Raw genomic sequence first — 26,295 nt, forward strand, 5'->3', positions numbered from 1 at the left:
CGTCCGCGGTGCGCTCCGGCCCGCCGCGTATGCTTCGGGCCTGATGAACGAGCAGCCTCCGGTCCTGGTCACCCGCCGTCTCGCCCCCGGCGTCGTCGAACGGCTCACCGCGCACCACGCGGCCACCGTGCACGACTCCGAACTGCCGCTGCCGCGCGCCGAACTGCTGGCCGCAGTCCGCGGCCGGACGGCCGTGATCACCACCCTCGACGACGTGGTCGACGCCGAACTCCTCGACGCGGCCGGCCCCGGCCTCCGGGTGGTGGCCAACCACGCGGTCGGCCACCACAACATCGACCTCGCCGCCTGCGCCGACCGCGGGGTCCTGGTGACCAACACCCCCGGCGTGCTCACCGCCGCCACCGCCGACATGGCGTGGGCGCTGCTGCTGTCCGCCACCCGCCGGCTCGGCGAGGGCGAGCGCCTGCTGCGCTCCGGCCGGCCGTGGGCCTGGGCCCCCACCTTCATGCTCGGCCTGGAACTCGCCGGCACCCCGCTGGGCATCCTCGGCATGGGCCGGATCGGCCGGGCGGTGGCCCGCCGGGCCCGCGCGTTCGACATGCCCGTCAGCTACCACAACCGCCACCCGCTGCCGCCCGAGCAGGCCGAGGGCGCCGACTGGCTGCCGCTGGACGACCTGCTCGCCGCCTCCACCGTGCTGGTGGTCACCTGCCCGCTCGGCGACGCCACCCGGCACCTGCTGGACGCCCGCAGGCTCGCCCTGCTGCCGCCCGGCGCGGTGGTGGTGTCGATGACCGCCGGAGTCGTCGACGAGGAGGCGCTCGCCGCCGCCCTGGAGTCCGGCGCGCTGTTCGCCGCCGCCGTCGACAACTTCGAGAACGAGCCGGCCGTCCCCGCCGCGCTGCTCGCCCAGGACCGGGCCGTGCTCGCGCCGCACCTCGGCAGCGCCACCGTCCGCACCCGGCAGGCCATGGGCGGCCTCGCGGTCGACAACGTCCTCGCCGTCCTGGCCGGCGACCCCCCGGTGACGCCGGTCGCGCCGGTCACCCCCCGGTGACGCCGGTCACCCGCCGGGAGCCCGGCCCGCCGCCCAGTTGAGAGCCGTGGCCATCACCCGGAACGCGCCGAAGTGGGCGGCACCGGGTTCCAGGAACAGCTCGGAGCCGGGGATGTGGTCGGCCAGCCAGCGGGAGTGGTCGACGGGGGAGAACTGGTCGTCGGCGCCGTGCCAGAGCCAGGTCGGCACCCCGATGTCCCCGACCTGGAAGCCCCAGCCGGCGGTGAAGGCCAGCACGTCGTCGATCCAGCCGTCGGCGCCGTGCCGGAACGCCTCCCGGTAGTTGCTCTGCAGCATCCGCCGCAACCCGGTGTCGGCCACCACCTCCCGGTCGGTGGCCGGCAGTTCGGGCCGCAGCCCCTTGAGCAGGCTGACCGGGTCGGCCCGGATCTGCTGCGAGCGGAAGAGCATGCCGGCGGCGATCCGGTCGTGCCCGCGCTCGGCCTCCCGGTACGCCCGGACGTTGGACGGCGTCATCCCGCCGTACCAGTCCAGACCGGCGGCGTCGCGGGGGGCCAGGCCGACCAGGACGGCGGCCCGGGTGACCCGCTCCGGCAGCAGCGCCGCGCAGGCCAGCGCGTGCGGACCGCCGCCGGAACGGCCGAGCACCGCGAAGGCGTCGATACCGAGATCGTCGGCGATGGTCCGGACGTCCACGGCCGCGGCGGCCACCCGGCGGCCGGGCAGCCGGGTGGAGTCGCCGTACCCGGGCCGGTCGAAGGAGACCAGCCGGACGCCGAGCCGGTACAGCACGGTGCTGCGCGGGTGCGGGCCGACCCGGCTGCCGGGCATGCCGTGCAGCAGGAAGACCGGGCGACCGCGCGGGTCGCCGTGGGTCTCGACCGCGAGTGCGCGGCCGTCCGCCGCCTTGACCATCCGTAGCGCCACGCACGACCTCCTCGGCTCTCGGGGTCCGGCCGGTCGGCCGGCGGCCCCGGTCGGCGGGCCGGCCCGGATCAGGTGGGTTGATCCCCGGGCGGCCCCGGCGGGTCGATCCGGGCGCCGGGCCCGGTCGACCGCCCGTTCAGTGGTCCCGGTCGGTCGTGCCGCGGACCTCGCGGCGGGCCTGCCAGGTGGTGTGTTCGCGGGAGACGGCGTCCTCGGCGTCGCGGGCGAGCCGGGCCCAGAGCTCCTCGGCGTCGGCCGAACCCACGTCCAGCCGGGCGAGCTGGTTGCTGATCAGCTCCAGCTCGTGGGCGGCCAGGCCGTACGCGGCGGCCAGCGGCCGGTACTGGCGCAGCTGCGCCCAGGCGGCGACCGAGGCGGCGACGGCGGAGACGGTACCGAGCGCGTCGTAGGAGAACTCGCCCATCGCCCGCAGCGCCGCCAGCACCAGGCCGAGCAGCGGCAGCACCACACCGAGCACACCGGCCCAGAACCCGGCCCGGGCGCAGTACCGCGCCTTGGACCGGTACCAGTCGTGCTGGACCCGTATCCGCTCGCGCAGGTAGACGTCCCGGCGGACCGCCAGCGGCTGGTCCCGCAGCCCGCGCATCGCCTCGGTGATCTGGGTGTCGGCGGGCCGGGTGCCCAGGCCGGGGCCGACCGCGCGGCTGTCCCGGAAGGCGTTCAGCACCCGGCCCAGCTGGAAGCCGTAGAGGCCCTCGGCGTCCGGCAGGCTGCGCGGCGGCGGCTGGAAGGCGTCGGCCCGGACGGCGAACTTCCAGGCGAGGGTCTTCACCGACTCGGCGGCGGCCCGGCCCTCGTACCAGAGGCCCTGCGGGTTCTGCCGGCTGATCACCACGGCCAGGCAGATCGCCCCGAGGTAGGCCGCGGCCGCGAGCCAGGCCCAGAGGCCGCCGTCGGCGGAGCCGGCCGCGGCGGCGGCGATCAGCAGCACCAGTTCCCAGGCGGAGAGCCGGACGGCCCGCCGCTGCCCCTGCCGGGAGGCCGAGTCGGCGGCCCAGAACAGTTCGGGCAGCAACTCGCGCTCCTGCACCCGGGCCAGCGGCCCCGCACCCGACGCCATGCTCGGCCCCCACCAGTCGCTCCGGTCGCACGCTGTCCTGCCCCGGCGGCCGGGCCGGTACGCCTGCGCGGGCCCCGGCCCGTCCGCTTTGGCCGGGAAACCGCCGGAGTTTGTCCCGTATATCGGTGCTCCCGCGACCGCGCCGGCGCCCGGGAGCCGCATCTCCCGGGCCCGCGCCGGGCCCGCGCGCCGGCCGGGCCGGCGCCCCCGGGCCCGCGAGCGCCGGAGCCCCGACTCAGTAGGTGTAGAAGATCCGGTCCGTGTTGTCGGCCATCTGCTTGGCGTTCCACTCGGTCCCGCCGGGCACGTTGCCGGAGCGGAAGAGCGGCGGGGCGGCGCCGTCGCCGGCCGCCGCGGCGTCGGCCAGCCGGCCCACCGCCGAGGCGACCACGGCCTGCATCAGCGCGCTGGTGACGATGGTGGAGACCGGCCCGAAGGTGGCCTCGGCGCCCGGGTGGGTCAGCTCGCCGTCGCCCACCGCGATCTTGTTGTCCAGGACGACGTCGCAGTGGTCCTTCAGGTAGGTGCCCGACGGGTGCGCCGAGGGGACCTCGCCGGGGTAGGCGAGCGAGGTGAGCCCGATCACCCGCAGGCCCCGGCCGCGGGCGTGCTGCGCCAGCTCGACCGGCATCACCTGGCGGCCGGAGAGCGAGATCACGAAGAGCAGGTCGCCGGCGGTGGCGGGGGTCAGGTCCAGGGTGGTGGTGGCCAGTCCGGAGACCCGCTCCAGCGCGCTGGAGAGCGGTGCGGGCATCACCGTCACCCCGGCCATCCCGGGGACCTCCAGGAGGTTGATGGGAACCAGCCCGCCGGCCCGGTAGACCACGTCCTGGGCCGCCAGCGAGGAGTGGCCGGCGCCGAAGGTGAAGATTCTGCGTCCTTCGGAGATCGCCGCGGCCAGCAGGGCGGCAGCCGCCTCGATGGTGTCCGCCTCCTCCGTCCGGACCCGCTGGAGGTGGGCGATCGCGGCGTCGAAGTACCGGCCGACCAGCTCGCTCATCTGCTGCCTTCGCTCTCTGCCGGTGGGGGAGCCGGCCGGGTGGGGCGGCTCCGGAGGTCCGGGCCGCCGATGGAGAAAGCTACGGCGAGCACCGTGCTGCCTCACCGGGGCCGCTGTCAACAGCCACGAAACCCACGCCCGGGACCCTTGCGCGGGCCCGGTCGTCGGCCCGGTAGGTCAGAATTGGCGATGAGGACACCGAGGAACGGAGCCAGCGGCGATGTCTGGGCTGATCGACACCACTGAGATGTACCTTCGCACCATCCTGGAACTGGAGGAGGAGGGCATCACCCCGATGCGCGCCCGGATCGCCGAGCGCCTGGAGCAGAGCGGCCCCACCGTGAGCCAGACGGTCGGCCGGATGGAGCGCGACGGACTGCTCCAGGTCGCGGGCGACCGCCACCTCGAACTCACCGAGGAGGGACGACGGCTCGCGGTGCGGGTGATGCGCAAGCACCGCATCGCCGAGTGCCTGCTGGTCGACGTGATCGGACTGGAGTGGGAGCAGGTGCACGAGGAGGCCTGCCGCTGGGAGCACGTGATGAGCGAGACGGTCGAGCGCAAGGTGCTCGCCATGCTCGGCCACCCCACCCAGTCCCCGTACGGCAACCCGATCCCGGGTCTGGAGGAGCTGGGCGACGCCAAGGCCGAGGGCGAGGGCTTCGACGCCGGGCTCGTCCCGCTCGACTCGGTGAAGCCCGGGGACGACGGCGCCAGCGTGATCGTCCGCCGGATCGGCGAGCCGATCCAGATGGACGGCGACCTCATGCGCACGCTGCGCCGGGCCGGGGTCCGGCCGGGCTCCACGGTGCGGGTCACCGCCGGGGTCGGCGGGGTGCTCGTGGGCTCCGGGGAGAACGCCGCGGAGCTGGGCAAGGAGATCGCCGCGCACGTGTTCGTCGCGCAGCCCTGACGGGGCGCCCCGGCGGGGCGTGCGTCAGCCCGGGCCCTGTCGGCCCCGTCCCGGTTGGTCCGGGACGGCCGACAGGGCCCGGTGCTTTCCCCGAGCACCGGGCCCTGCTGGTCCCTCCCTCACCTGCCCTCCGTGCCACCGGCCTCCCCGAACCCGGCCGGTGACACGGCCCCCGCCTCCCTCCCGTCCCCTCCGTCCCTCCCGCTCCGCCTCGCCCGGCTTCCCCGTCCGAGCGCCCCGTCCTGCGGCCCCTCACAGGTGGATTCCTCCCCTCGGTCGATCATGGCAATCCTTGAGCGTTGTCACTCGTACGAGGGGCTTTCGCCTGTGACCAGCGGGTACACCGAAGCCTTATCCGGACATGCGTATGACGGGCCCCGACTCCGGTGGGAGACAAGGCCCGTCACTCGCGCGCGGGGTCTCGCGCATCGCGCGCCCTCACCCGATAGGCGTAGGGCGGCCGTTCGGGGGCGACCGGCGGGCGGCTCGGCCGGTCGGCTCAGCGGACCGCCGCCGGCTGGGCCGAGCGGTCCGGGAGCGAGGGCGCCTCGCGGCCGCACGCGTACGCCAGCGGACTGATCAGCTCGGCGGCGTCCGGCAGCCAGCGGTTCAGCGCGGAGGGCGAGCGGGCCCACTGGGCGAACCCGGTCGGGCCGACCCGGGACGGCGGGGCGACCGTCCAGTCCCCCTCGCCGCGGGCCACCAGGTCCAGCCGGCCGGTCGGCCAGCCGAGCTTGCGGAGCATCTCCGGCAGCTTGGCCGCCACGCCCGGCAGGACCAGGAAGTGCAGCCGCCGACCGTACCGCCCCGACGAGGCCGGGGCGACGACCACCGGGCCGAGCTGGAGGCCCATCCGCTCCATCCGGGCCAGCGCCAGGCAGCCCGCCACCTCCGGCACGTCCAGCACGTCGAAGGACCGGCCGGTGGGCAGCAGGATCGACGCCTCCGGCCGCTCCGTCCACCAGCGCCGCACCGCGCCCGGCCCGGCGCTCGCCTTGCGCGCCCAGTCCGAGTCGATCGGGTGGGCGCCGGGCAGCGGGCAGCGCGGGTCCGCGCAGGAGCAGCGGGCCGGTCCGTCACCGTCGATCAGCCAGGCGCCCGGCGCGACCTCCCAGTGACGGTTCTCGGCGTAGCCGACGGCTTCGATGAGCAGCGGGGGCAGTCCGGCGTTGCCGCCCTGGTCGGGGGAGTCGGGGGTGTCTTCCACGGGCTGCTCAACTACCGTGCGTGAGGCTGGTTACGGTCCGGTGCGGGACGTTCCGCCGGGCGGGGGCAATTCACCCGAACCGGTGAGGCGAACCGTGTGGAAGAGCGCCGGGGGGAGGCGAGGTGGGCGCAGTGGGGGCGCACGGGAGCATATTCCCGGGCGCGTGGGGGGTGGGGATCGTCACCGTGGGTATCCCGCTGGCGTTGCTGATCGCTAACCTGATGTCAGATTCCTTTGACGGTCGGACAGTCGGCAACAGAGATCAGCAGAAAGCGTCGCCCGCCGGCCGGACCGGAGGGTGTGGGGAGGCGAAGCCAATGGCCGCGAGACCACTTGTCGCACGACAGCCCAACGAGCGTCTGCAGCAGCTGATCCAGGAGGCCAGCTGCTCCAACGCCGGTCTGGCACGGAGAGTCAACCTCTGCGGTGCCGAACACGGCCTGGACCTGCGCTACGACAAGACCTCCGTCGCGCGCTGGCTCCGCGGCCAGCAGCCGCGGGGGCAGGCACCGGCGGTGATCGCCGAGGCGCTCGGCCGCAAGCTGGGGCGGAGCGTGTCGGTCGAGGAGATCGGCATGGCCGACGGCAAGAACCTCAGCTCCGGGATCGGGTTGCAGTTCGCGCCGACGCTGGGTGCCGCACTGGAGCAGGTCTGCGAGCTGTGGCGCAGCGACGTCGGCCGCCGGGACTTCCTGACCGGGGCGACGGTGGCGGCCTCCGCCCTGGTCGAGCCCAGCCGGGACTGGCTGATCACCCCGCCCGACCCGGTGGTGGCGCGGACCGGCGGCACGCGGGTCGGCCCGACCGACGTCGCGGCCATCAAGGCGACCACCGCGATGCTGGTCGACCTGGACCACAGGTTCGGCAGCGGCCACGTCCGCCCGGTGGTGGTGCACTACCTCAACAGCGTGGTCTCCGGCCTGCTCGGCGGTGCCTACCGCGAGGAGACCGGACGCCAACTCTTCGCCGCGGTAGCGCGGTTGACGGAGCTGGCGGGCTACATGGCGGTGGACACCGGCCAGCCCGGCCTGGCCCAGCGCTACTACATCCAGGCGCTGCGGCTGGCGCAGGCCGCCGACGACCGCGGCTACGGCGGGTACGTGCTGGCGGCCTCGATGAGCCACCTGGCGGCGACCCTCGGCAACCCGCGGGAGATCGCCCAGCTCGCCCGCGCCGCCCAGGAGGGCGCCCGTTCGGTGGCCACTCCGACGGCGATGGCGATGTTCCTCGCGGCGGAGGCGCGCGGGCACGCCCTGCTCGGCGACGCCCGGGCCTGCGAGGCGGTGGCCGCCAAGGCGCTGGAGATGATGGAGAAGCGCCGCCCGGAGGACGACCCGGACTGGATCGTCCACTTCGACGACGCCTACCTCGCGGACGAGCTGGCCCACTGCCACCGCGACCTCGAACAGGCCGGCCAGGCCGAGCACTACGCCCGCCGGGCGCTCGACCTGCACCCGCCGACCCGGGTCCGGCGCCGCGCGGTGGACCTGGTCCTGCTGGCGACGGCGCAGCTGCAGCAGCGGGACGTCGAACGGGCCTGCGAGACCGGGGCCCAGGCGGTCCGGCTGCTGAGCGGGCTGCGGTCCAACCGGGGCGTGGAGTACCTGGACGAGTTCCGGCGCAGGCTGGAGCCGTTCCGGGAGCAGCGGGTGGTCCGCGAGTTCCAGGCCCGGGCCGAGGCGGAGGCCGCCTGAGCGGAAGGTCGGCGGGGCGCGTGCAGGGTCGGTGAGGGACGGACCGCCCACGTGGTCGGCCGGTTCGTCGAACCGGTAGCGTGGGCGCGACGTCCAAGGAACTGTGATGCTCCCAAGAACCGACGAGATGTGGTCCGCCGTCAGCGCGCGGTCCTGCACAGGTGAGGAATCGCGTTGAGCCAGCGCCGCTCGTACCCCAACTCGGGTGACTTCAACCTGGACGACCTGTTCCGCCCGGAGCCCGGCCAGCAGCAGGGGCAGCAACAGGGCCAGCCGGGGCAGCCGCAGGGCCAGCCGCAGGGCCAACCCCCGGTGCCCCCGGGCCAGCTCGCCGGCCCCCCGCAGGGCCACCCGCAGCCGGGCCGGCCCTCCGGGCAGCCCGAGTACCTCGGCGACAGCGCGTTGCCGACCCAGGCCATCCCCGCGCAGTCGGGCACCTGGGGCGGTGCGCCGCAGCCCGGTTACCCCGGCACGCCGCAGCCCGATCCGGCCCCGGCGACGCAGTACCTGCCGCCGTACCCGACCGGCGGCCCGCCGGCGCCGGGCGGCTACCCGGCCGCCGGGCCCGGCTACGCCCCGCCGGCGCAGGCGTACCCGCACCAGCCCGAGCCGGGCTACCAGGGCTACCCGCCGGCCGCGCAGGACTACCCGGGGCAGGAGTACCGGGAGCACCCGACCCAGGAGGCCCCGGGGGGCCCGGGCGGCGGCCGTGGCGGGCGTTCGTCCACCAAGCTGATCGTCGGCGCGGTGGTGGCCGGTTGCCTGGCGGCGGCCGTCCTGGTCGCCGTGCTGATGGACAAGGACGAGCCGACCGGCCAGGAGCCGAAGGCCACCCCCGTGGCCACCGGCGGCGCCGCCGCCGGCAGCGCGGGCCCCACCCCGACCGCCGGTCCGTCGACGGCCACCGTCAGCCCCGAGGTCAAGGCCCAGGCGCAGGCGCTCTCCGACCTGCTGGGCACCGCCAACGACAGCCGCCAGGCGGTGGTGAGCGCGGTCGGTTCGGTGCAGAAGTGCGAGAAGCTGCCCGAGTCGCAGCAGGCGCTGACGGCCGCCGCCGGCCAGCGGCGGGAGCTGCAGACCAAGCTCGCCGCGCTGAAGACGGACAAGCTGCCCGGTGGTCAGCAGCTGGTCGAGCAGCTCAACGCGGCCTGGCAGGCCTCGGCGGGTGCCGACGACGAGTACGCGGCCTGGGCCGGGGACGCGCAGGGCGGCTGCGAGCCCAAGAAGACCGACAACCAGCACTACAAGAACGCCGTGCAGGCCAGTGGCACCGCCACCACCGCCAAGAAGCAGGCGGCCGGGCTCTGGAACACCGTCGCCGGTCAGACCGGCCTGCCGACCCGCACCGACGGCGACCTCTGAGCCGTCCGCGGCCGGACCGCCCCCGCCGGACCGCCCCCGTCGGCCCGCCCCGCGGCGCCCGGGCACGCCGGAGGGCCCGGACCGGGCGGTCCGGGCCCTCCGGGACGGGCGTGGGTCAGGCCGGCGGCTTGCCCCCGGTGAGGACCCAGCGCACGTCCACGAAGCCGGGCCGCTGCAGGGTCATCTGGCCGCCCTTGACCACCTGGTAGGTGACCCAGGTGTTCACCAGCCGGGGGGACTCGGTGCTGGGCAGCATGTTGGTGGTGCCCCAGTTCAGCGGCGGGGTGAGCCCGACGTCGATCTGCTCGCCGCTGTCCAGCAGCGCGGAGACGGCCTTGCTGCCGATCGGCCGGCCGGCCGCGTTCAGCCGCTCGGCGATCTGCCTGAACACCTGGTAGGCGACCCAGGTGGTCTGCACCCCGGGGTCGGCGGCGTCGATGGTCCGGCCGTTGGCGGTGTCGGCCTGGATCACGGCACGCAGGCCGTCCCAGACCTTGGCCGACTCCGGCGGGTACCAGCCGGTCACGAAGGCGCCGGACAGCGGGCCGGAGTCGCCGCCGGTGGAGTTGACCACCGACTGCTGCACGCTCCCGATCACCGAGGCGATCCGGGTGTTCTTCGGACCGACCCGGCGGTAGGCGTCGAGCAGGTTGCCGGTCGGCTCGGCGCCCAGCGCGCTGGTGACGCAGTTGCCCGGCTGGTCGGTGCCGATCGCCTTGCGAACGGTCGGGCTGTAGTCGTTGGACTTCTCCGGCGCCTTGACGTCCAGCAGCTTGATCCCGGCCGGCTTGAGCGCGTTGCCCAGGTACCCGAGCAGGTTGTCACCGGCCGGGGTGTCCGGACGGATCAGGGCGACCGCCTTGCAGCCGGCCTCCACCAGCTGGCGGCCGCTGCCGCCGATCAGGGCCGGCATGCCGCCGCCCACCGGGTAGGAGAGCGGGCTGCTGAACTCCGGCTGGGAGAGCCCGTAGCCGCCGATCAGCGGGATGCCGGCCCGCTCCAGGGCGGGCATGAAGTCGTCGCCGTACTGGCTGTAGGAGCCGATCACCGCGACCGCCTTGGCGTCCACCGCCTGCTGCGCGCAGGCCTTGGCCCCGTCGGAGCTGTTGTGCTCGTTGCAGGTGATCACACGGAGCCGGCGGCCGTGGAGGCCGCCCTTGAGGTTGATGTCCCGGCCGATCGCCTCGGCCAGGGCGGTCATCCCGGGGCGGTCGGCCGCGCCGGTGTCGGCCGGGGCCCACGTCATCACGGTGAGTTCGCCGCTGCCGGTGGCGGCGTCGGCCGGTCCGCCGCACGCGGAGGCCGAGAAGAGGGTTGGGAGCAGCGCCGCGGTGGTGGCGGCGGCAGCGATCGGGCGCCGGCGGCGCCGTCCCGCGTTCGGGTGCATGTCCTGGGACGAGCCTCGTCGGCCGGTCATCGGTCTTCCCTCCCTGGGCGCCGTACTGCGCACGGGGACCAGCCAAGCCTTGACGCCGCAAGCCGAGAGGGCCGAAAAGCGAACGGACGGGAAACGACAGCAGAACTCGGGGCACGGACGCGTGTAGAGCGGGAGTGGAGTACGAACGGTGGGGGAACGTACGATCGTCGTTCATGTCCGCCAGCACAGATTCTTCGTATCGGTCTGCCCGAAACCCTTCTCGTCCGGGCCACCGCTCCAGCACGATGGGCGGCATGTCGCTCAACGACCTGCCCTGGTGGCGCTGGCGGGCCCGCCTCCGCTCGGCGCTCCACATGCTTTCCGACCCCGGGTTCCAGCAGGACACCTGGCTGACCGGCCGGGAGGGGTACGGCGACGTGACCGACGCCGTCTACCGGCTGGTCGAGGACACCTGGCTGGACCGCTGGTCGGCCGAGAAGTACGTCGGAACGATCTTCCGGGACTCCGCCGAGGCCGCGCTGGTCGACGTGGCGGTGCTGCGGGTGGTGCAGATCCTGCACCAGGTCGGTGCGGACGCCCCGACCTCCGCGTACCTGGCGCACCAGGACTGGCCGGAGGCGGTCCGGGCGGCCCGCGAGGCGCACGTCAGGCTCGCGGCCGGCGACGGCGACGACCCGGACGCCCCGCCGCGTTCGCTGGACGTGCTGCGGATCCTGACCCAGGTCTGAGGCCCGTCCGGGGAGCGGTCCGCGCCCCGTCGGGCCGGGTCCGGGGCCCGTCGCGCAGGCCCGTCTTGGAGTGCGGGCAGCCGGACCGGGCCCGTCCCGGAGTGTGAAACGCTGGACCATTCACACTCGCACGAGCTCAGGACGGGACACCACCACCGTGGAACAGCAGCCGGCCAGCGCCCAGTACGTCCTCACGCTGTCCTGCCCCGACAAGCAGGGCATCGTCCACGCGGTCTCCAGTTACCTCTTCATGACCGGGTGCAACATCATCGACAGCCAGCAGTTCGGTGACGGGGACAGCGGTCTGTTCTTCATGCGGGTGCACTTCTCCGCCGTCGAGCCGGTGACGGCCGACAAGCTCCGGGCCAGTTTCGCCGCGATCGGGGCCTCGTTCGGGATGGACTGGCAGATCCACCCGAGCGAGGACAGGCTCCGGATCGTCCTGATGGTCAGCAAGTTCGGGCACTGCCTCAACGACCTGCTGTTCCGCACCCGGATCGGCGCGCTGCCGGTGGAGATCGCCGCGGTGGTCTCCAACCACACCGACTTCCAGGACCTGACCGAGGGCTACGGCATCCCGTTCCACCACATCCCGGTCACCCGGGACACCAAGGACGACGCCGAGCAGCAGCTGCTGGACCTGGTCGCCAAGGAGAACGTCGAACTGGTCGTGCTCGCCCGCTACATGCAGGTGCTCTCGGACCGCCTCTGCACGGAGCTCTCCGGCAAGGTGATCAACATCCACCACTCCTTCCTGCCGAGCTTCAAGGGCGCCAAGCCGTACCACCAGGCGCACGCCCGGGGCGTGAAGCTGATCGGCGCCACGGCGCACTACGTGACCGCCGACCTCGACGAGGGCCCGATCATCGAGCAGGAGGTGGCCCGGGTGACCCACGACGTCACCCCGGACCAGCTGGTCGCGCTCGGCCGGGACGTCGAGTGCCAGGCGCTGGCCCGAGCGGTGAAGTGGCACAGCGAGCGCCGGGTGCTGCTGAACGGGACGCGCACCGTCGTCTTCACCTGATCCTCCGGGGTACCGGCCCCCGGCGGTCCGGTACCGCCGGGGTCGTTCGCGGTCAGGGCCGCGAGAGCAGCGGCGTCGCGCGCAGCACCTCACGGATCGCGGCCCGGTCGCCGTGCTCGCCGACCGGTACCCGGTCCGGGTCGCGGTGCGCGGCGGCCAGCTGGCAGAACTCCAGCCCGTCCAGCACCAGGGCGGCCACCGGCTCGCCCCCGGGCGGACCGGACTCCGGTCCGTCCAGCGGTATCAGCCACTCGCCGGCGGCCGGGCCGTCGATCACCAGCCTGACCCGTCGTCCGGTCCGCTCGTCGCCGGTCCGGCCCTCCGCCCGGCTCTCGGGCGCTCCCGCGGGCGCCCCGGCGTGCTCGGGGCGGGCCGCGCGCTGCCCGGCCAGGGCGAACGGCAGCATCCGGACGGCCAGGTCGATCATCTGCCGCAGGTGCTGCGGGGCCGGCGGGTCGTACGGGTAGGCGACCGCCCGGGCCACGTCCTCGCCGTGCACGTAGCACTCGAAGGCCCGGTCGACGAAGGCGTCCCGCAGCGGGACGGTCGCGAAGCCGAAGTCGACCGGGGTGTTGCCCTGCGGGGCGAGCGCGGCGGAGCGGACCAGCTCGTGGCAGTGCCGGCGCCACCTGGCGCGCACCCGCTGCGGCGGCTGCCCGGCCTGCTCGGCGGTCAGCCGGGCGGTCCGCTCGGTGATCCCGGCCCAGCGCGGGACGCCCTGCGGCGGCACCCGGGGGAGCGGCGGGACGGCCTCCTGCGGCGGCACCCGCCGGGCGACGGCCGGTGCGACGCCGCCCGGGACGGGGTCGGGCAGGCCGAGGGCGACGGCCAGGTAGCCGTCCACGGCGGCGAGGTGGCAGAGCACCTCGGCCGGCCGCAGGTACTCGGTGCCGCCGTGCCAGGGGAGTTCGGCCACCTCCTGCCACTCCTCCGGGCCGAGGTCGCGGAGCAGCGCGTCGAGCTTGGCGGTCTCGGCCGTGTAGGGCGCGCCCCAGACCGGGACGGGCAGGTCGGCCGGGCGGCGGGCGAGGCACCAGTCGAGCACCTGCTGGCGCAGCGGGCCGGGCTGGTCGAGGGGCTCCTCCACGCCGAGCCAGCCGGCCGCCTCGCGCAGCCGGGCCGCCTCCGCGGCGCACCCCGGGCAGGCCCGCAGGTGCTCTTCCAGTTCGGCGGCCTCGCGGTGCGGGACGGCGCCGAGGGCCCAGGCACCGAGCAGGGAGCGCAGGGCCTCGTGCCGGTCGTCGGCGATCGTCACGCCTCCCCGCCCTCCTTCCGCTGCCCGTTGCCGCAGTCCCGGCCGTCCGTGCCGCCATGGTCCCCCGGCGCCGGGGTGCGCCGGTGGCGGGAGCGTTCCTCTTCGAGTTCGGTGGCCAGGAGCTCCAGACCGAGCCGCATCCGCTGTTTGGCGGTCTGTTCGCTGATGCCGAGCCGGTGGGCGGTCTCCTGGTAGGTGCGGCCGTCGTAGTAGGACTCGGCGATGGTCTCACGCAGGGGTTGCGGCAGGGAGGCGACCACGTACTGGACGCGGGCGGCGGTGGCCACCGTCCGGATCTCCTCCTCGGCGGCTCCGTCCTCACCGGCTGCGGCCGGTCCGGCCTCGGCGGCGCGGCGGGCCCGCAGCCGGTCCACGGCGCGGCGGTGGGTGAGTGCGCCGAGCCAGGAGCGGAGCGAGCCGCGGGCCGGGTCGAAGGCCTCGGGGTGCTCCCAGACGTGGGCGAATATCTCGCGCGTGAGCTGGGCGGCGGCCGTCTGGTCGGCGAGTATCCGGCCGGCCAACCCGTGGACCATCGGCGCGAGTTGGTCGTACAGCTCGCCGAGGGCGGTCTCCTCGCCGCGGGCCAGGCGCCGCTGGAGCTGTTCGTCCCAGCGAGGGGCGCCGTCGGTGGTGGCCATCGGTCACCACCCCTCCTGCCGTGCGGACCGCTGACGTGCCCCACGGTATCCCGCGCCGTTCGGGCGGTGGAGGGATTCGGTGAAGAACGGAGGAGCCGGTTTCGGATGGTCGGATCGTGGGATCTGCCGTCGATCCGGCCGTCGCGCCGGGCCTGTTCGAAGGTGGCTGGACATATGTTGCACGGGTGGTTCGCGAGTGGCGGGAGCGGCGGCGGGGGCGGGCGGCGGTAGGTTCACCACTGCATCCCCGGCCGGTCGGGCCGGGCCGAGCGATCGCCGGTCCGAGGCTCGCCAGAGTGAGCGGGACAGTATGCCCTGCGCTGTCCCCCGATCGCTGGAATATGCCCGAAGCGCTTGCTGCGGCCGGTCCGCCGAATCATCCTGAGGCGTGTTCGTGTCGCGGCCGGTGCGCGACGGACGAGGTGACGCGGGTGCGTCGTACCGGGTGTGACGTGCGGCGGCCCGACGGGCGGCTGCCGACCCGGGGGACGGCGACCCGATGGGCGGCCCGGTGTGTGCCCGGGCAGGCCGGGTGATCAGGCCAGGCCGGGACGATGGCCGAACTGCGAGTGCAGGTGGTGGAGCAGTGCAGGTTCTACAGGTACAGCTGGCGGTGCAGGCGGACCCCGCCGAGGTCGGCCGGGCCCGCCGGTGGGTGCGCTCACGGCTGCTCAACCACGGCGTCGACCCGGACGCGCCCATCGCCGAGACGGTCGTGCTGGTGGTCTCCGAACTGGTGACCAACGCGGTGGTGCACACCGGCTGTCCGGCCGTGCTGAGGCTCTGCTTCCCGATCGGCGGGGGCCCGGCCGAGGCCGCACCGGCCGCCGGGGTGCGTGAGGCGGCGACGGTCGGCCCGCTGCGGGTCGAGGTCGCCGACGCCAGCCAGGCCGCCCCCGCCCCCCGGCACGCCGGGCCGGACGTGGACGCCACCAACGGCCGGGGCCTGGAGCTGGTCGAGCTGCTCTGCGACCGCTGGGGCTGGTACCCGGACGGGGCCGGCAAACGGGTCTGGTGCGAGATCAGCCCGGACTCCCGGCCGACGGACCCGCTGGCCGCCGTGGACTGGGCCGCGCTGGTCCAGTAGTGACGGGTGCTCACCCGGCACCCGGCCGTCGTGCACGGCTGCGGAGCCCCGACGGAGCCCCGCCGGAGCCCCGACGGAGCGTCCGAACGGGGCGCGCGGCGGCCCGGTGATCGTCGGGCCGAAAGCTGACGCAACCATTCCGAATTTCGGACAACCCATTGACGTGACGTATCCGACTGATCACGCTTGGGTGCAGCTCTTCGTTGCGAGGGGACGCCGAGGGAACACCCGAACGCCGCTGCGGTGCTGCTGTCCAGGGGGATCACGTCAGCAGGGGGGCCGCGGTCTGTCGGTCGTGTGCTGGCTCCTTGGCGAGTGCGGAGGGTGCGGCGCGGGTTCAGGGCCCGTGCGTCGAGGTTGGATGGCGGCCGGCCGTGCCGTGCTCGGGGTGCGTGCGGCCCGCCGTCATCCGATCTGCCCGTGGGGGCGGTTGTTTTCGGCCACCGGGGCCGCCGGCCGAACGACCGGTTCCGGTCGGCCGGTTCCTGCCCCTCACTGGCCCGATTCCGACGAAATTCGGCAGTCCCGCCCCTCGTCGCCCGCCGGTCCCTTCGGGAGACTCTGGCGGGTGAACGAACCGCCCGCCCCCGCCCGCCCCACCGCCCCCGGTTCCGCCCGGGTGCTCCCCGCCGCCCGTGCGCCCCGGGTGCACTACGCCTGGGTGGTGGCCGCCGTCTCGCTGGTGGTGCTGCTCGGCTCGGCCGGATTCCGCTCCACGCCCAGCCTGATGATGGATGCGCTGCACCACGAGTTCGGCTGGTCGACGGGCACGATATCCAGCGCCACCTCGGTCAACCTCACCCTCTACGGACTCACCGCCCCCTTCGCCGCCGCGCTGATGGACCGGTTCGGCGTGCGGCTGGTGGTGGTCTGCGCGCTGCTGACCATCTCGGTCGGCGCCGGTCTGACCATGCTGATGCGCGAGCCCTGGCAACTGGTGCTCTGCTGGGGAGTGCTGGTGGGTCTCGGCAGCGGCTCGATGGCCGGCGCGTTCGCCACCACGATCACCGGCCGCTGGTTCCAGGCCCGGCAGGGGCTGGTCACCGGGGTGCTGACGGCCGCCGGCGCGGCGGGCAACCTGGTCTTCCTGCCGGTCGGCGCCTGGCTGGTCGAGCAGCACGGCTGGCGTTCGGCCGTCGTGGTGGTCTCGCTGGCGGCGACCGCCGTCGCCGTCCCGGTGCTGCTCCTGATGCGTGAGCGGCCCGCCGACCTGGGCCTGCTCCCGTACGGCGCGACCGAGGAGCCCCCCGCCCCGGCGACCGACGGGCGGGCGCTGGCCCGTTCGCTGCGGGTGCTCCGCACGGCGTCCCGGAGCCGGGCGTTCTGGCTGCTGGCCTCCTCCTTCGCGATCTGCGGCGCGACCACCGCCGGCCTGGTCGGCACCCACTTCATCCCGGCCGCCCACGACCACGGACTGCCGGTCACCACGGCGGCGAGCCTGCTGGCGCTGATCGGCGTCTTCGACGTGGTCGGCACCGTCGCCAGCGGCTGGTTCACCGACCGCTTCGACGCCGGCCGGCTGCTGGTCGTCTACTACGCGCTGCGCGGGCTCTCGCTGCTCCTGCTGCCGCAGTTGTTCGCGGGTACGCCGGAGCCGCCGATCCTGGCCTTCGTGATCTTCTACGGGCTGGACTGGGTGGCCACCGTGCCGCCGACCGTCGCGCTCTGCCGTCACCACTTCGGCGCCGACGCACCGATCGTGTTCGGCTGGGTGCTGGCCTGCCACCAGATCGGCGCGGCCGTGGTCGCCGGGCTGGCCGGGCTCTCCCGGGACGCGTTCGGCGACTACGACCTCGCCTGGTACGCGGCCGGGGGACTCTGCGCGATCGCCGTCGTCCTCTGCCTGGCGCTCCGGGAGGCCCGGCCGGATCGGATCGACCCGGCGCTGTCGTGAGGGGCCCACCCTGAGCACGGCCCACCCTGAGCACGGCCCACCCTGAGCACGGCCCACCCTGAGCACGGCCCACCCTGAGCACGGCCCACCCTGAGCACGGCCCACCGTGAGGGCGGACTGCCGGGGGTTGCCGGGGGCTGCCGGGGTGTCCTCCCGGAGGGTGGCGGCCTGTCGCCGGGGTCATGTCGTAAGGGGCGACTAGGCTTCGCGCCCATGACGCTCATCTTCACCCTCGACCCCGACCTCGACCCCGGTCTGCGCGGCGAGATCACCCGGCTGTGGACCGAGGCCAGCAACGCCGGCGGCGCGGTGGGCTTCGTGCCCCCGGTCACCGAGGACGAGGTCTGGGTCACCGCCGAGAAGCAGTTCGCCGGAATCGCGCCGGCCGGGCCGGACCGGCTGCTGGTGGCCCGGGAGGCCGGGACGGGACGGCTGGCCGGTCTGCTGGTCTTCGAGTCGATGCGCTTCGAACTGATGGAGCACTGGCGGGTGCTCTCCCGGGTGATGGTGCACCCCGAGCTCCAGGGGCGCGGCTACGGCGCGGTGCTGATGGCCGAGGCCGAACGGATCGCCCGGGAGTGGGGCCTGGCAGGTCTGCGGCTCCACCTGCGCGGCGGGCTCGGCCTGGAGTCGTTCTACGGGCGCAGCGGCTACACCGAGGCCGGCCGGGTCCCGGGTGCCATCCGGATCGCGCCCGGTGACGACCGCGACGAGGTCACCATGTGGCTCGACCTGCGCTGACCGCACCCCCGGCGGAGCGCCGTCCGCCCGGGGACGGCGGACCCGTTCCCCGGCGGGCCGCCCGGGCATGCTTCACTGGGAGACCGGCCAGCCCCCGCGCAGAGAAGGACGTGTCCCCGGTGAGCAGCACTGTGAGCAAGAAGTCGCACGCCACACTCCGCTACACCTCCATGCGGGTCTCCATCTTCCTCGGCTGCCTGCTGGTCGCCCTGCTGCTGGGGCACTTCCAGGTGATCCCGGTCAAGGGCCAGTCCGGCACGGTCTTCCTGTTCCTGCTGGCCGCCCTCGTCTCGGCGCCGCTCAGCTACGTGCTGCTGCACAGGCAGCGCGACGACATGTCGGCCGAGATCTCCGGCCGGGTGGACGGCATCCGGACGCGGACGGCGCAGAAGATCGCCGCCCAGAACGCCGAGGAGGACGCGGCCGACGACGCCGCCCGCTCGGCGGCGGCCACGTCCGCCCGGACCGCCGCCGCGCCGAACTGACCAGCGCCGCCGACGTGCCCCGCTCCGGTCCCGCCACGCCCGGCGCCGTCCCCGACGACGCCGGGCCCGGTGACGTCGTACCGCCGGGGACGCCGGCCGGTGCGACGGGTCCGCCCGGTGCCGCCGGGGACGGGTCCCCGGAGCACGCGGTCGGGGGCGACGGGCCCGCGGCCGGTACCTGGCCGGCCCCCGTCCGGCGGCCCACCGGCCGGGACGTGGCACGGCTCGCCGGGGTCTCCCAGGCCACCGTCTCGCTGGTGTTCTCCGGCTCGGAGGCGGGCCGCCGGGTCTCCGACGCCACCCGGGAACGGGTCCGCGAGGCCGCACGCGGGCTCGGCTACCGCCCGCAGGCGGCCGGCCGGCAGCTGCGCCTCGGCCGCAGCGGCATGATCCTGCTGGCCGTGCCGAACATCCTCGGCCCGTTCTTCGGCCGGGTGCTGGAGGGCGTCCACGAGGAGGCGGGCAAGCACGGCCTGGCCGTCGTGGTCAGCTCCGGCTGGGGGAGCGCGACCCTCGCCGAGGCCGCCACCACCAGCCGGTTCGACGGCCTGCTGATCTGCTCCCCGGACGACAGCCAGCTCGGCGAACTGCCCGCCGACACCCCCGCGGTCTTCCTGGACGCAGACCCGGGCACCGACCGCGCCCGCCCGACGGTCGAGCTGGACGTGGCCGGCGGCATGCGCGCCGCCGTCGAGCACCTGGCGGCCCTGGGCCACCGCCGGATCGGCCGGCTCCGCTCCACCCACTCCGCCTACACCTTCCGGGTCCGCCAGGCCGCCTTCGAGGAGGCCGTCCGGTCGCTCGGCCTGGACGTGCTCGAACTGGGCGTCAGTCTGAACGAGGGCCAGTCCGCGGCGCGCGTCGCCGCCCACCGGCTGCTGGAGCACCCGGCCCGCCCGCGGGCGGTGATCTGCGACGACGACGTGGTCGCCTCGGGCGTCTACCAGGCCGCCGCCGAACTCGGCCTGCGGGTGCCCGCCGACCTCTCGGTGGTCGGTATCGACAACGTCCCGGTGGCCGCGCTGCTCGCCCCGCCGCTCACCACCGTCGACCTGCCGGGCGAGGAACTGGGCCGGGCCGGTGTCGCGGCGCTCGCCCGGCTGCTCCGCGGCGAGCCGGTGGCGCCGGTGGCGCCGCTCGCCACCTCGCTGGTGCTGCGGTCCTCCACCGCTCCGGGGCGGACGGACTGACCGTCCGTTCCGGAGCGGTGGACCGCTCGACCGGGCTGGGCCCGACGGGTGAAATATCGTCATACGGACTCGCGCCGACGCCGTGGTCGGCTGGGCGGGCGATGAGATTCCGATATGTGGACGTTTCGACCTAAACCCTCACGCCTGCCACTCCTGGCCGCATCCCTGGGCCTGATCGGTGGCACCCTGCTGACCGGCACCCTGACCGCCCCGCCCGCCGAGGCCGCCGTCACCTTCACGAAGTCGGTGGACAAGCCCAACCCGGTACCCGGCGAGAACGTCACCTACACACTGCGCTACACCTGCTCGGTCAGCGACTGCGTCAACGGGCAGATCGTCGACACGCTCCCGGCCGGGATGGAGTTCGTCGGCTGGACTCCGGACGCCTCCACCGTCGACGTCCCCAACTCCACCGTCCCGGCGCCCGGCACCGTGGGCGGCACCCTCACGGCCAAGCTGCAGGACCTCACCCCGGGGACCACCGCCACCATCAACGTGGTCCTGAGGTACCCCAACTTCACCACCGCCAACGGCACCCAGAGCACCAACTCGGCCACCCTCACCGCCGACGGGGAACAGCCCCAGACCGGTACGGCCGGCACCACCGCCGTGGTCCAGCCCAGCTACACCACCACCAAGGGTGTCCAGGGCAGCAGCCAGGACGGCCGCTCGGTCACCTACCAGTTCAGCGCCTGCTCGACCGCCAACGTGCCCAACGTCGACCTGGACGGCAGCCGGCTGGTCGACACCCTGCCGCCCGGTGCGGTGGTGGACACCGGCCGCTCCCCGGGCTGGGTCAACGACCCGGCGGGCTCGACCACCTGGGTGTACGACATCGGCGCCTTCCGGGCCGGCAACGGCCAGGCCGGCTGCCGGATCCCCGGCGTCCTGGTGGTCAACTACCCCGACCCGACGTTCCCCAGCGGCACCACCTCCACCAACACCGTGACGCTCCAGGGCGACCCGCTCGGCCCCGAACCGCAGCGGGACCTCTCCACCGCCACCGCCGAGACCCCGGTCTTCCAGCCGCCCGTCACCGGCATCCAGGTCGGCGCCTCCAAGGTGTGGCAGACGACCTCGGTCTCCGGCGACCTCACCTCCTTCAGCCTGCGCCCCAGCAACGTCGCCGGTCCGATCACCGGCCTGGTGGTGACCGACCCGGGCACCGGCACCACCGCCAACCTGTACAACTGGCTGATCCCGCAGTCCATCCAGCTGGAGGCGTGGAACCCGACCTCGATCGGTCTCGCCCTGGAGTACCGGCTGGACGGCGACCCCGCCTGGCAGACCTTCACCCCGGGCACCCCGCTGAACGGGTCCGGCACCCGCCGGATCACCTTCGCCACGGGCGCCGGCGACCCGGCCAACGACGTGATCGGCATCCCGGCCGGCCGCTACCTCGACGGCCTGCGGTTCACCTGGACCGGCCCGATCCCGACCGGCTGGAGCCCCGGCAACTCCGTCCAGCTGCTCGCCCAGACCATCACCCCCGGCCACGACGGGCGCCCCGCGCCCGTCCCGCTGCGCAACTGCGTCGACGTGGTCGGCACCGACGCGGCCGGCGACACCTCGGCCGCCAACGACTGCGCCGACTCCACCGTCACCGCCGCCACCAACCTGGGTGCCGCCAAGACCACCGTGGCCGGCGCCGTGCTCTCCCCCGGCGGGGTGGCCACCTTCCAGATCACCCCGTACAACCGGACCGGCCGCACCCTCGACCGTCCGCTCGTCCTCTACGACCTGCTGCCGCCCGGCATGGTCTACGTCGAGGGCAGCGCGCGCCCTGACCCCGCCTACGCGGAGTCGGTCGCCCCGGAGTCCGTCGCGGTGCTGCCCGGTCCCGACGGGCGGCAGCTGCTCAAGCTGACCTGGCCGGCCGGAAGCCCCGACATGATGTACCTGAACGACCACCGGGCCTACCGGACCCTGATCGACGTCCAGGTGGCCGGCAGCGCCCGCCCCGGCACCCTGACCAACGACGTGTACGTCACCACCGAGGGCAGCGGCCCCCCGGTCGCCTGCTTCTACTTCGGCAGTGACAGCGGGGTGCCGGACGCCCAGGACCTCGACAAGGACGGCGACGCCACCGAGACCCTGTGCCACGCCTCCTCGCAGGTCGAGGTGCAGGTGCCGGCCGTGCTGCGGTCCTACAAGGAGGTCAGGGGCGACCTCGACCCCGACTACACCACCACCGGAACCACCCGGCCCGGCGGCGGCATCTCCTACCGGCTGACCGTCCGCAACGACTCCGCCGACCCGGTCACCGAGTTCGTCGCGTACGACAAGCTGCCCACCCCCGGCGACGGGTACGTGCTGCGGCCGGACACCCCGCGCAGCTCGGCCTGGACACCCTCCCTGGTGGAGCCGCTGACCTCCAGCGACCCGACCGTGGTGATCGAGTACACCACCTCGTCCGACCCTTGCCTGCCCGCCGACTTCGCGGTGCCCGGCCCGTGCGACGCCGGCGCGCAGTGGAGCACGGCCTTCCCCGGCCCCGGCACCGCCACCTGGTTCCGGGTGGCCCGCCCCGGCACGCTCGCCCCCGGCGCACTGTTCACCCTGACCTGGCCCATGGTCGCCTCGTTCGACGCGGGCGCGGACGAGTTCGCCTGGAACAGCTTCGCCTACTCCGCCACCGACGCCTCCGGCCGTCCGTTCCTGCCCGCCGAACCGGCCAAGGTCGGGGTCGGCGTCGAGCAGGCCGTCCCGCCGGCCAACGCGCTCGGCGACTTCGTCTGGAACGACCTCAACGGCGACGGCATCCAGCAGCCCGGTGAACCCGGCGTCCCCGGCGTGCGGGTCGAGCTGCTGGACGGCGAGGGCCGGGCGGTCCGGGACAAGAGCGGCCGGCCGGTCGCCGCGGTCACGGACGCGAGCGGGCACTACCTGTTCGAGCAGCTGCCGGACGGGGTGTACGCGGTGCGGTTCGACCTGACCACGCTGCCCGAGGGGGCCACGGTGACCCGGCGGGCCGCCGGGGCGGACCGGGAGCTGGACTCGGACGCGGACCCGACGACCGGAGTGACCCAGACGGGCACGCTGGCCGGCGGGACGCGGGACCTCGGCCTGGACCTGGGACTGGTGCTTCCCACACCGTCGCCCTCGCCCTCGCCGTCCCCGTCGGTCTCCCCGTCGCCGACCGTCTCGCCGTCCCCGACCGTCTCGCCGTCCCCGACCGTCTCGCCGTCGCCGACCGCCTCCCCGTCTCCGACGGTCTCCCCGTCCCCGACGGTGTCGCCCACCTCGTCGACGTCCACGGCCGTTCCCTCGCCGTCGCCGACGGTCGAGCCCTCGTCGCCGACGCACTCGCCGACGCACCGGCCCACGACCCACCACCCCACGACCCACCACCCGAAGCCGACGCACTCGTCCGGCCACGGCGGTGAGCTGCCCGACACCGGCGGCGGACCGGGCACCCTGATCGGCATCCTCGCGGCCGCCGTGCTCGGTACCGGCCTGCTGCTCGCCCTGATCGTCTGGGGAGGCCGAGGCCGCCACAGCTGAGGCACCGGCCAGGAGAAAGTGACTGCGCCCGTCGGCCGGACCACCGGCCCGACGGGCGCAGCCACGTCTTCGGGGCGGGCTCAGCCCACCGGCACCGGCACCGGTCCGGCGTCGGCGGGCGCGCCGGAGCCCGCCGGGCCGGCGGCGGGGACGACCCGGAACCAGCGGCGGGCGCCGAACAGCAGCAGCCCGCCCAGGCCGATGCCGCCCGCCGCGCAGAGCGCCACCGAGCGCAGCGATCCCTCGGCGAGGTGGCCCGAGACCGCGTAGCCGAGCGAGTTGCCGGTCGCGAAGAGCGTGACCAGCCAGGCGAAGGCCTCGGTCACGGTGCCGACCGGGGCCAGCTCGGCGACCAGGACGAACGCCGCCGCCAGCAGCGGGGCGAGGGCGATCCCGGAGACGAACGCCAGTCCGGCCATCGCGGCCGGTCCCGGAACCAGGAGCAGCGGCAGGTAGGAGGCGGCCATGCCGAGCGCCATCAGCCCGGTGCGGGTGGCGGTGGAGCTGCGCCACTTCACTGCGCCGTAGGCGAGCGCCCCGAGCAGCCCGCCGAGCGCGGCCAGCGCCAGCAGGGTGCCCGCGCCGCCCGGGAGCCCGTCCGTCCGCTCGTGGGCCTCCGCGTAGGCGATGAACAGCACGTTCTGCGCACCGACCGCCCAGCCGGCGCCGGCCAGGCCGACCAGCAGCAGCACCAGTCCGGGGGAGCGGAGCGGTCCGAGCAGGCCCGCCGAGTGCTCGCGCGGCGGCGCCTGCCAGGCCCGGGCCGGTGCGGTGGTGGCCACGATCAGGGCCCCGGCCAGCCCCAGCCCGGCCGCCACCCAGAGTGCCGCGACCGGGCTGACCGCACCGGCGATCCCGGCCACCGCGAGCGGACCGGCGACGTAGAGGATCTGCTGGGCGGCGGAGTCGAACGCGTAAGCGGTGTCGAGCTGTTCGTCCTCGACGACGTCCGGCCAGAGCGAGCGGAGGCAGGGTTCGAGCGGCGGCATGGCCAGGCCGGCGATCGCGGCGCCGACCGGCGCGGCCAGGGCCGATCCGGGAGCCAGCGCGAGCAGGGTGTACCCGCCGCCGGCGACCACGGCGGAGAGGAGCAGGACGCGGGGCTGCCCCGTCCGGTCCACGATCCGGCCGAGCACCGGTCCGCCGACCGCCGCCGCGATCGCGTACGCGGCGGTGGCCAGGCCGATCCGGCTGTACGGCGCGCCGGCCTCGCGCAGGGCGAGCGCGATCACCAGGGCGGTCATGCCGGCCGGGAGGCGGCCGAGCAGGGTACCGAGGAGCAGGCGGCCGACGTGCGGGGCGCGGAGCAGGGCGAGGTAGCCCATGGGCGGGGTTCTCCGGTCTGGGCGGTGGGCGTGGAGGGGGCGCCACCCAAGTTATACGTATAACCGGCAGGCGGTCAATCGGGGCGGGCGGTCGATCTGATGGGGCGTCAGCTTCGTTCGTGTCCGGACTCCGACCGGGCCGCGAGTGGGCGCATGTCCGGAACTCAAACAACTACTTTGAACATCTCAAACCTTTACTGCTAACGTATCGGCCATGACCACCTCAGACGCACTCCGGATGCACGGCCTGGGCTCGCAGCCCGGCGCCGCCCGCGGGTGCCGTCTGCCCGGTGCTGTGGACAGCCCGCGCCGTTGTCGCGCGATGAGCTGTATTCCGGCGGCACGCCCCTGACCGGGGCCGGTCCTCCTCCCCCGGCCCCCGCCGTGTCGCCTTCCCCGCCCCGCCTCACCGTCAGCAACGCCTCCCCCGGAGCCGCACCGTCATGTCCACAGCGCCCGAGGCGACCTCGTCGCCGTCCGTGCTCGCCAGAATCCGCAAGACCCCCTTCTGGGTCCAGATCGTTGCCGGCCTCGTGCTCGGCATCGGGCTCGGTTACCTGGCCCGCGCGGCCGACATCTCCTGGCTGGCCACCACCCTGGAGACGATCGGCAAGATCTTCGTCCAGCTGCTGAAGCTCGCCGTCCCCCCGCTGGTCTTCACCGCGATCCTGGTGAGCGTCGCCAACCTGCGCAACGTGACCAACGCGGCCCGCCTGGCCGTCCGCACGCTGCTCTGGTTCCTGATCACCTCGCTGATCGCGGTGGCCATCGGCCTCGGCCTCGGCCTGCTGACCAACCCGGGCGAGGGCACCGACCTCAAGACCGAGGGCCTCAAGGCGCCGAAGTCCACCGGCAGCTGGATCGACTTCCTGACCGGGATCTTCCCGACCAACATCGTCACCGCGTTCACCGAGGTCGAGGTCCTGCAGATCGTCTTCCTGGCGGTCGTGGCCGGCGCGGCGATCCTCAAGCTCGGCGCGAAGGCCGAGCCGGTCCTCAAGCTCAGCGAGTCCGTCCTGGAGCTGATCCAGACCGCCCTGTGGTGGGTCATCCGGCTCTCGCCGCTCGGCACCCTCGGCCTCATCGGCAAGTCCGTCGCCAAGTACGGCTGGGACCTGCTGAAGCCCTTCACCGTCCTGACCGTCGACATCTACGTCGGTTGCGCGCTGGTGCTGTTCGTCGTCTACTCCCTGCTGCTGAAGTTCGCCGCCGGCCTCAACCCGCTGAACTTCTTCAAGGGCGCCTGGCCCGCCATCCAGCTGGCCTTCGTCTCCCGCTCCTCGGTCGGCACCCTGCCGGTCACCCGTCGCGTCACCGAGCGCCTCGGCGTGCCGAGCGAGTACGCCTCGTTCGCGGTGCCGTTCGGTGCCACCACGAAGATGGACGGCTGCGCCGCGATCTACCCGTCGCTGGCCGCGATCTTCGTCGCCCAGGTCTACGGCATCGACCTCGGCATCAAGGACTACCTGCTGATCGCCTTCGTCTCGGTCGTCGGCTCGGCCGCCACGGCCGGTCTCACCGGCGCGATCGTGATGCTGACCCTGACCCTCTCCACCCTGGGCCTGCCCCTGGAGGGCGTCGGCCTGCTGCTGGCGATCGACCCGATCCTCGACATGATCCGCACCGCGACCAACGTCGCCGGCCAGGCCCTCGTGCCGATCGTGGTCGCCGCCCGGGAGAAGACCCTCGACCTGGTGGCCTACAACAACCCCACCGGCGACCTCTACGCGGACGCCCCGGCGGCCGTCGTCCCGGCGCAGTCCGGCCCGAAGGCCGCGGCCACGGCCTGACCGGTTCCGCGCAGGGCCCCCTCCCCGCCGGGGAGGGGGGCCGGGGCAAGGCCGCGGGGGGGGCGCCGCGCCGCCCCCGGGGCCGGGCGGGGC

Annotated in this window: 21 protein-coding genes; 13 read left to right on the top strand and 8 right to left on the bottom strand. The window is 74.5% G+C overall.

All coding sequences use genetic code 11. From position 1 onward, the window contains the following. The first annotated feature begins 43 nt into the window (after positions 1–43). Positions 44–1,018 carry a D-glycerate dehydrogenase gene (locus tag ACFWOG_RS12520; protein ID WP_329952952.1) on the top strand — a complete coding sequence of 325 codons (975 nt, stop codon included), beginning with the start codon at positions 44–46 and terminating at the stop codon, positions 1,016–1,018. A 6-nt stretch (positions 1,019–1,024) separates the two neighbouring features. On the opposite strand, the gene ACFWOG_RS12525 is transcribed toward ACFWOG_RS12520, so the two are convergent. The 3 genes from ACFWOG_RS12525 to ACFWOG_RS12535 all read right to left on the bottom strand — a co-directional run bounded on the left by ACFWOG_RS12525 (position 1,025) and on the right by ACFWOG_RS12535 (position 3,987). Continuing rightward, positions 1,025–1,894, bottom strand: coding sequence for an alpha/beta fold hydrolase (locus ACFWOG_RS12525; RefSeq protein WP_329953014.1), 870 nt, complete (start codon positions 1,892–1,894; stop codon positions 1,025–1,027). 148 nt (positions 1,895–2,042) lie between these two features. After that, the gene (locus tag ACFWOG_RS12530; protein ID WP_380357515.1) at positions 2,043–2,987 is read right to left on the bottom strand and encodes a DUF4231 domain-containing protein; all 945 of its coding nucleotides are present in this window, start codon (positions 2,985–2,987) and stop codon (positions 2,043–2,045) included. 235 nt (positions 2,988–3,222) lie between these two features. After that, positions 3,223–3,987 carry an SIS domain-containing protein gene (locus ACFWOG_RS12535; RefSeq protein ID WP_329952954.1) on the bottom strand — a complete coding sequence of 255 codons (765 nt, stop codon included), beginning with the start codon at positions 3,985–3,987 and terminating at the stop codon, positions 3,223–3,225. A gap of 220 nt (positions 3,988–4,207) precedes the next feature. On the opposite strand from ACFWOG_RS12535, the gene ACFWOG_RS12540 reads away from it, so the two are divergent. Further along, positions 4,208–4,900: a metal-dependent transcriptional regulator gene (locus tag ACFWOG_RS12540; protein ID WP_329883267.1), complete on the top strand. Its 693-nt coding sequence runs from the start codon at positions 4,208–4,210 to the stop codon at positions 4,898–4,900. A 499-nt stretch (positions 4,901–5,399) separates the two neighbouring features. Here ACFWOG_RS12540 and ACFWOG_RS12545 read toward each other — a convergent pair whose 3' ends face one another. Then, positions 5,400–6,107: a bifunctional DNA primase/polymerase gene (locus tag ACFWOG_RS12545; RefSeq protein ID WP_329883268.1), complete on the bottom strand. Its 708-nt coding sequence runs from the start codon at positions 6,105–6,107 to the stop codon at positions 5,400–5,402. Positions 6,108–6,424: 317 nt separating this feature from the next. Here ACFWOG_RS12545 and ACFWOG_RS12550 point away from each other — a divergent pair, with 317 nt between their 5' ends. Beyond that, entirely contained in the window at positions 6,425–7,801 is a 1,377-nt protein-coding gene (locus ACFWOG_RS12550; RefSeq protein ID WP_329952955.1) for a transcriptional regulator, read from the top strand. 174 nt (positions 7,802–7,975) lie between these two features. Further along, positions 7,976–9,163 carry a hypothetical protein gene (locus tag ACFWOG_RS12555; protein WP_380357519.1) on the top strand — a complete coding sequence of 396 codons (1,188 nt, stop codon included), beginning with the start codon at positions 7,976–7,978 and terminating at the stop codon, positions 9,161–9,163. Between the two features lie 115 nt (positions 9,164–9,278). Here the strand turns inward: ACFWOG_RS12555 and ACFWOG_RS12560 are convergent, their stop codons facing one another. Continuing rightward, on the bottom strand, positions 9,279–10,580 hold the full coding sequence (locus ACFWOG_RS12560; RefSeq protein WP_329952957.1) for an ABC transporter substrate-binding protein: 1,302 nt from the start codon (positions 10,578–10,580) through the stop codon (positions 9,279–9,281). Positions 10,581–10,753: 173 nt separating this feature from the next. On the opposite strand from ACFWOG_RS12560, the gene ACFWOG_RS12565 reads away from it, so the two are divergent. Both ACFWOG_RS12565 and purU read left to right on the top strand, forming a co-directional pair. Continuing rightward, entirely contained in the window at positions 10,754–11,269 is a 516-nt protein-coding gene (locus tag ACFWOG_RS12565; RefSeq protein ID WP_329883271.1) for a hypothetical protein, read from the top strand. Between the two features lie 157 nt (positions 11,270–11,426). Further along, positions 11,427–12,293 carry a formyltetrahydrofolate deformylase gene (gene purU, locus ACFWOG_RS12570; RefSeq protein ID WP_329883272.1) on the top strand — a complete coding sequence of 289 codons (867 nt, stop codon included), beginning with the start codon at positions 11,427–11,429 and terminating at the stop codon, positions 12,291–12,293. Between the two features lie 52 nt (positions 12,294–12,345). On the opposite strand, the gene ACFWOG_RS12575 is transcribed toward purU, so the two are convergent. Continuing rightward, positions 12,346–13,548 carry a zf-HC2 domain-containing protein gene (locus tag ACFWOG_RS12575; RefSeq protein ID WP_329952958.1) on the bottom strand — a complete coding sequence of 401 codons (1,203 nt, stop codon included), beginning with the start codon at positions 13,546–13,548 and terminating at the stop codon, positions 12,346–12,348. Then, the gene (locus ACFWOG_RS12580; protein ID WP_329952959.1) at positions 13,545–14,186 is read right to left on the bottom strand and encodes a sigma-70 family RNA polymerase sigma factor; all 642 of its coding nucleotides are present in this window, start codon (positions 14,184–14,186) and stop codon (positions 13,545–13,547) included. Before ACFWOG_RS12580 ends, ACFWOG_RS12575 begins: the two co-directional genes overlap by 4 nt. A gap of 586 nt (positions 14,187–14,772) precedes the next feature. Between ACFWOG_RS12580 and ACFWOG_RS12585 the strand changes: the two genes are divergently transcribed. The 6 genes from ACFWOG_RS12585 (at position 14,773) to ACFWOG_RS12610 (ending at position 23,087) form a co-directional block, all read left to right on the top strand. Then, positions 14,773–15,273 (top strand): ATP-binding protein, encoded by a 501-nt coding sequence (locus ACFWOG_RS12585; RefSeq protein ID WP_329952960.1) that lies wholly within the window; start codon positions 14,773–14,775, stop codon positions 15,271–15,273. Positions 15,274–15,841: 568 nt separating this feature from the next. Next, a complete protein-coding gene (locus ACFWOG_RS12590) occupies positions 15,842–17,167 on the top strand; it encodes an MFS transporter (RefSeq protein WP_380357525.1) in 1,326 nt (441 codons plus the stop codon). A 213-nt stretch (positions 17,168–17,380) separates the two neighbouring features. Beyond that, positions 17,381–17,908, top strand: a complete 528-nt coding sequence (locus ACFWOG_RS12595) for a GNAT family N-acetyltransferase (RefSeq protein ID WP_329883276.1) — start codon at positions 17,381–17,383, stop codon at positions 17,906–17,908. Between the two features lie 119 nt (positions 17,909–18,027). Further along, positions 18,028–18,393 carry a DUF4229 domain-containing protein gene (locus ACFWOG_RS12600; protein WP_329883277.1) on the top strand — a complete coding sequence of 122 codons (366 nt, stop codon included), beginning with the start codon at positions 18,028–18,030 and terminating at the stop codon, positions 18,391–18,393. Between the two features lie 215 nt (positions 18,394–18,608). Beyond that, positions 18,609–19,583, top strand: a complete 975-nt coding sequence (locus ACFWOG_RS12605; protein ID WP_380357529.1) for a LacI family DNA-binding transcriptional regulator — start codon at positions 18,609–18,611, stop codon at positions 19,581–19,583. Positions 19,584–19,697: 114 nt separating this feature from the next. Beyond that, complete coding sequence (locus ACFWOG_RS12610) at positions 19,698–23,087, top strand: SdrD B-like domain-containing protein (RefSeq protein ID WP_380357531.1); 3,390 nt, start codon at positions 19,698–19,700, stop codon at positions 23,085–23,087. Positions 23,088–23,167: 80 nt separating this feature from the next. Here ACFWOG_RS12610 and ACFWOG_RS12615 read toward each other — a convergent pair whose 3' ends face one another. Then, positions 23,168–24,412, bottom strand: coding sequence for an MFS transporter (locus ACFWOG_RS12615; protein WP_329952963.1), 1,245 nt, complete (start codon positions 24,410–24,412; stop codon positions 23,168–23,170). A 443-nt stretch (positions 24,413–24,855) separates the two neighbouring features. Between ACFWOG_RS12615 and ACFWOG_RS12620 the strand changes: the two genes are divergently transcribed. Then, positions 24,856–26,202, top strand: coding sequence for a dicarboxylate/amino acid:cation symporter (locus tag ACFWOG_RS12620; RefSeq protein ID WP_329952964.1), 1,347 nt, complete (start codon positions 24,856–24,858; stop codon positions 26,200–26,202). The last annotated feature ends 93 nt before the right edge of the window (positions 26,203–26,295 follow it).

The sequence above is a fragment of the Kitasatospora sp. NPDC058406 genome (assembly GCF_042722765.1).
In the GTDB taxonomy this organism is placed as follows: Bacteria; Actinomycetota; Actinomycetes; order Streptomycetales; family Streptomycetaceae; genus Kitasatospora.

Coding starts and splice junctions, on each gene's coding strand:
- ACFWOG_RS12610 (WP_380357531.1), top strand. CDS start 19,698: ATGTGGACGTTTCGACCTAAACCCTCACGCCTGCCACTCCTGGCCGCA.
- ACFWOG_RS12560 (WP_329952957.1), bottom strand. CDS start 10,580: ATGACCGGCCGACGAGGCTCGTCCCAGGACATGCACCCGAACGCGGGA.
- ACFWOG_RS12620 (WP_329952964.1), top strand. CDS start 24,856: ATGTCCACAGCGCCCGAGGCGACCTCGTCGCCGTCCGTGCTCGCCAGA.
- ACFWOG_RS12540 (WP_329883267.1), top strand. CDS start 4,208: ATGTCTGGGCTGATCGACACCACTGAGATGTACCTTCGCACCATCCTG.
- ACFWOG_RS12595 (WP_329883276.1), top strand. CDS start 17,381: ATGACGCTCATCTTCACCCTCGACCCCGACCTCGACCCCGGTCTGCGC.
- ACFWOG_RS12615 (WP_329952963.1), bottom strand. CDS start 24,412: ATGGGCTACCTCGCCCTGCTCCGCGCCCCGCACGTCGGCCGCCTGCTC.
- ACFWOG_RS12580 (WP_329952959.1), bottom strand. CDS start 14,186: ATGGCCACCACCGACGGCGCCCCTCGCTGGGACGAACAGCTCCAGCGG.
- ACFWOG_RS12520 (WP_329952952.1), top strand. CDS start 44: ATGAACGAGCAGCCTCCGGTCCTGGTCACCCGCCGTCTCGCCCCCGGC.
- ACFWOG_RS12525 (WP_329953014.1), bottom strand. CDS start 1,894: ATGGTCAAGGCGGCGGACGGCCGCGCACTCGCGGTCGAGACCCACGGC.
- ACFWOG_RS12565 (WP_329883271.1), top strand. CDS start 10,754: ATGTCCGCCAGCACAGATTCTTCGTATCGGTCTGCCCGAAACCCTTCT.
- ACFWOG_RS12550 (WP_329952955.1), top strand. CDS start 6,425: ATGGCCGCGAGACCACTTGTCGCACGACAGCCCAACGAGCGTCTGCAG.
- ACFWOG_RS12535 (WP_329952954.1), bottom strand. CDS start 3,987: ATGAGCGAGCTGGTCGGCCGGTACTTCGACGCCGCGATCGCCCACCTC.
- ACFWOG_RS12530 (WP_380357515.1), bottom strand. CDS start 2,987: ATGGCGTCGGGTGCGGGGCCGCTGGCCCGGGTGCAGGAGCGCGAGTTG.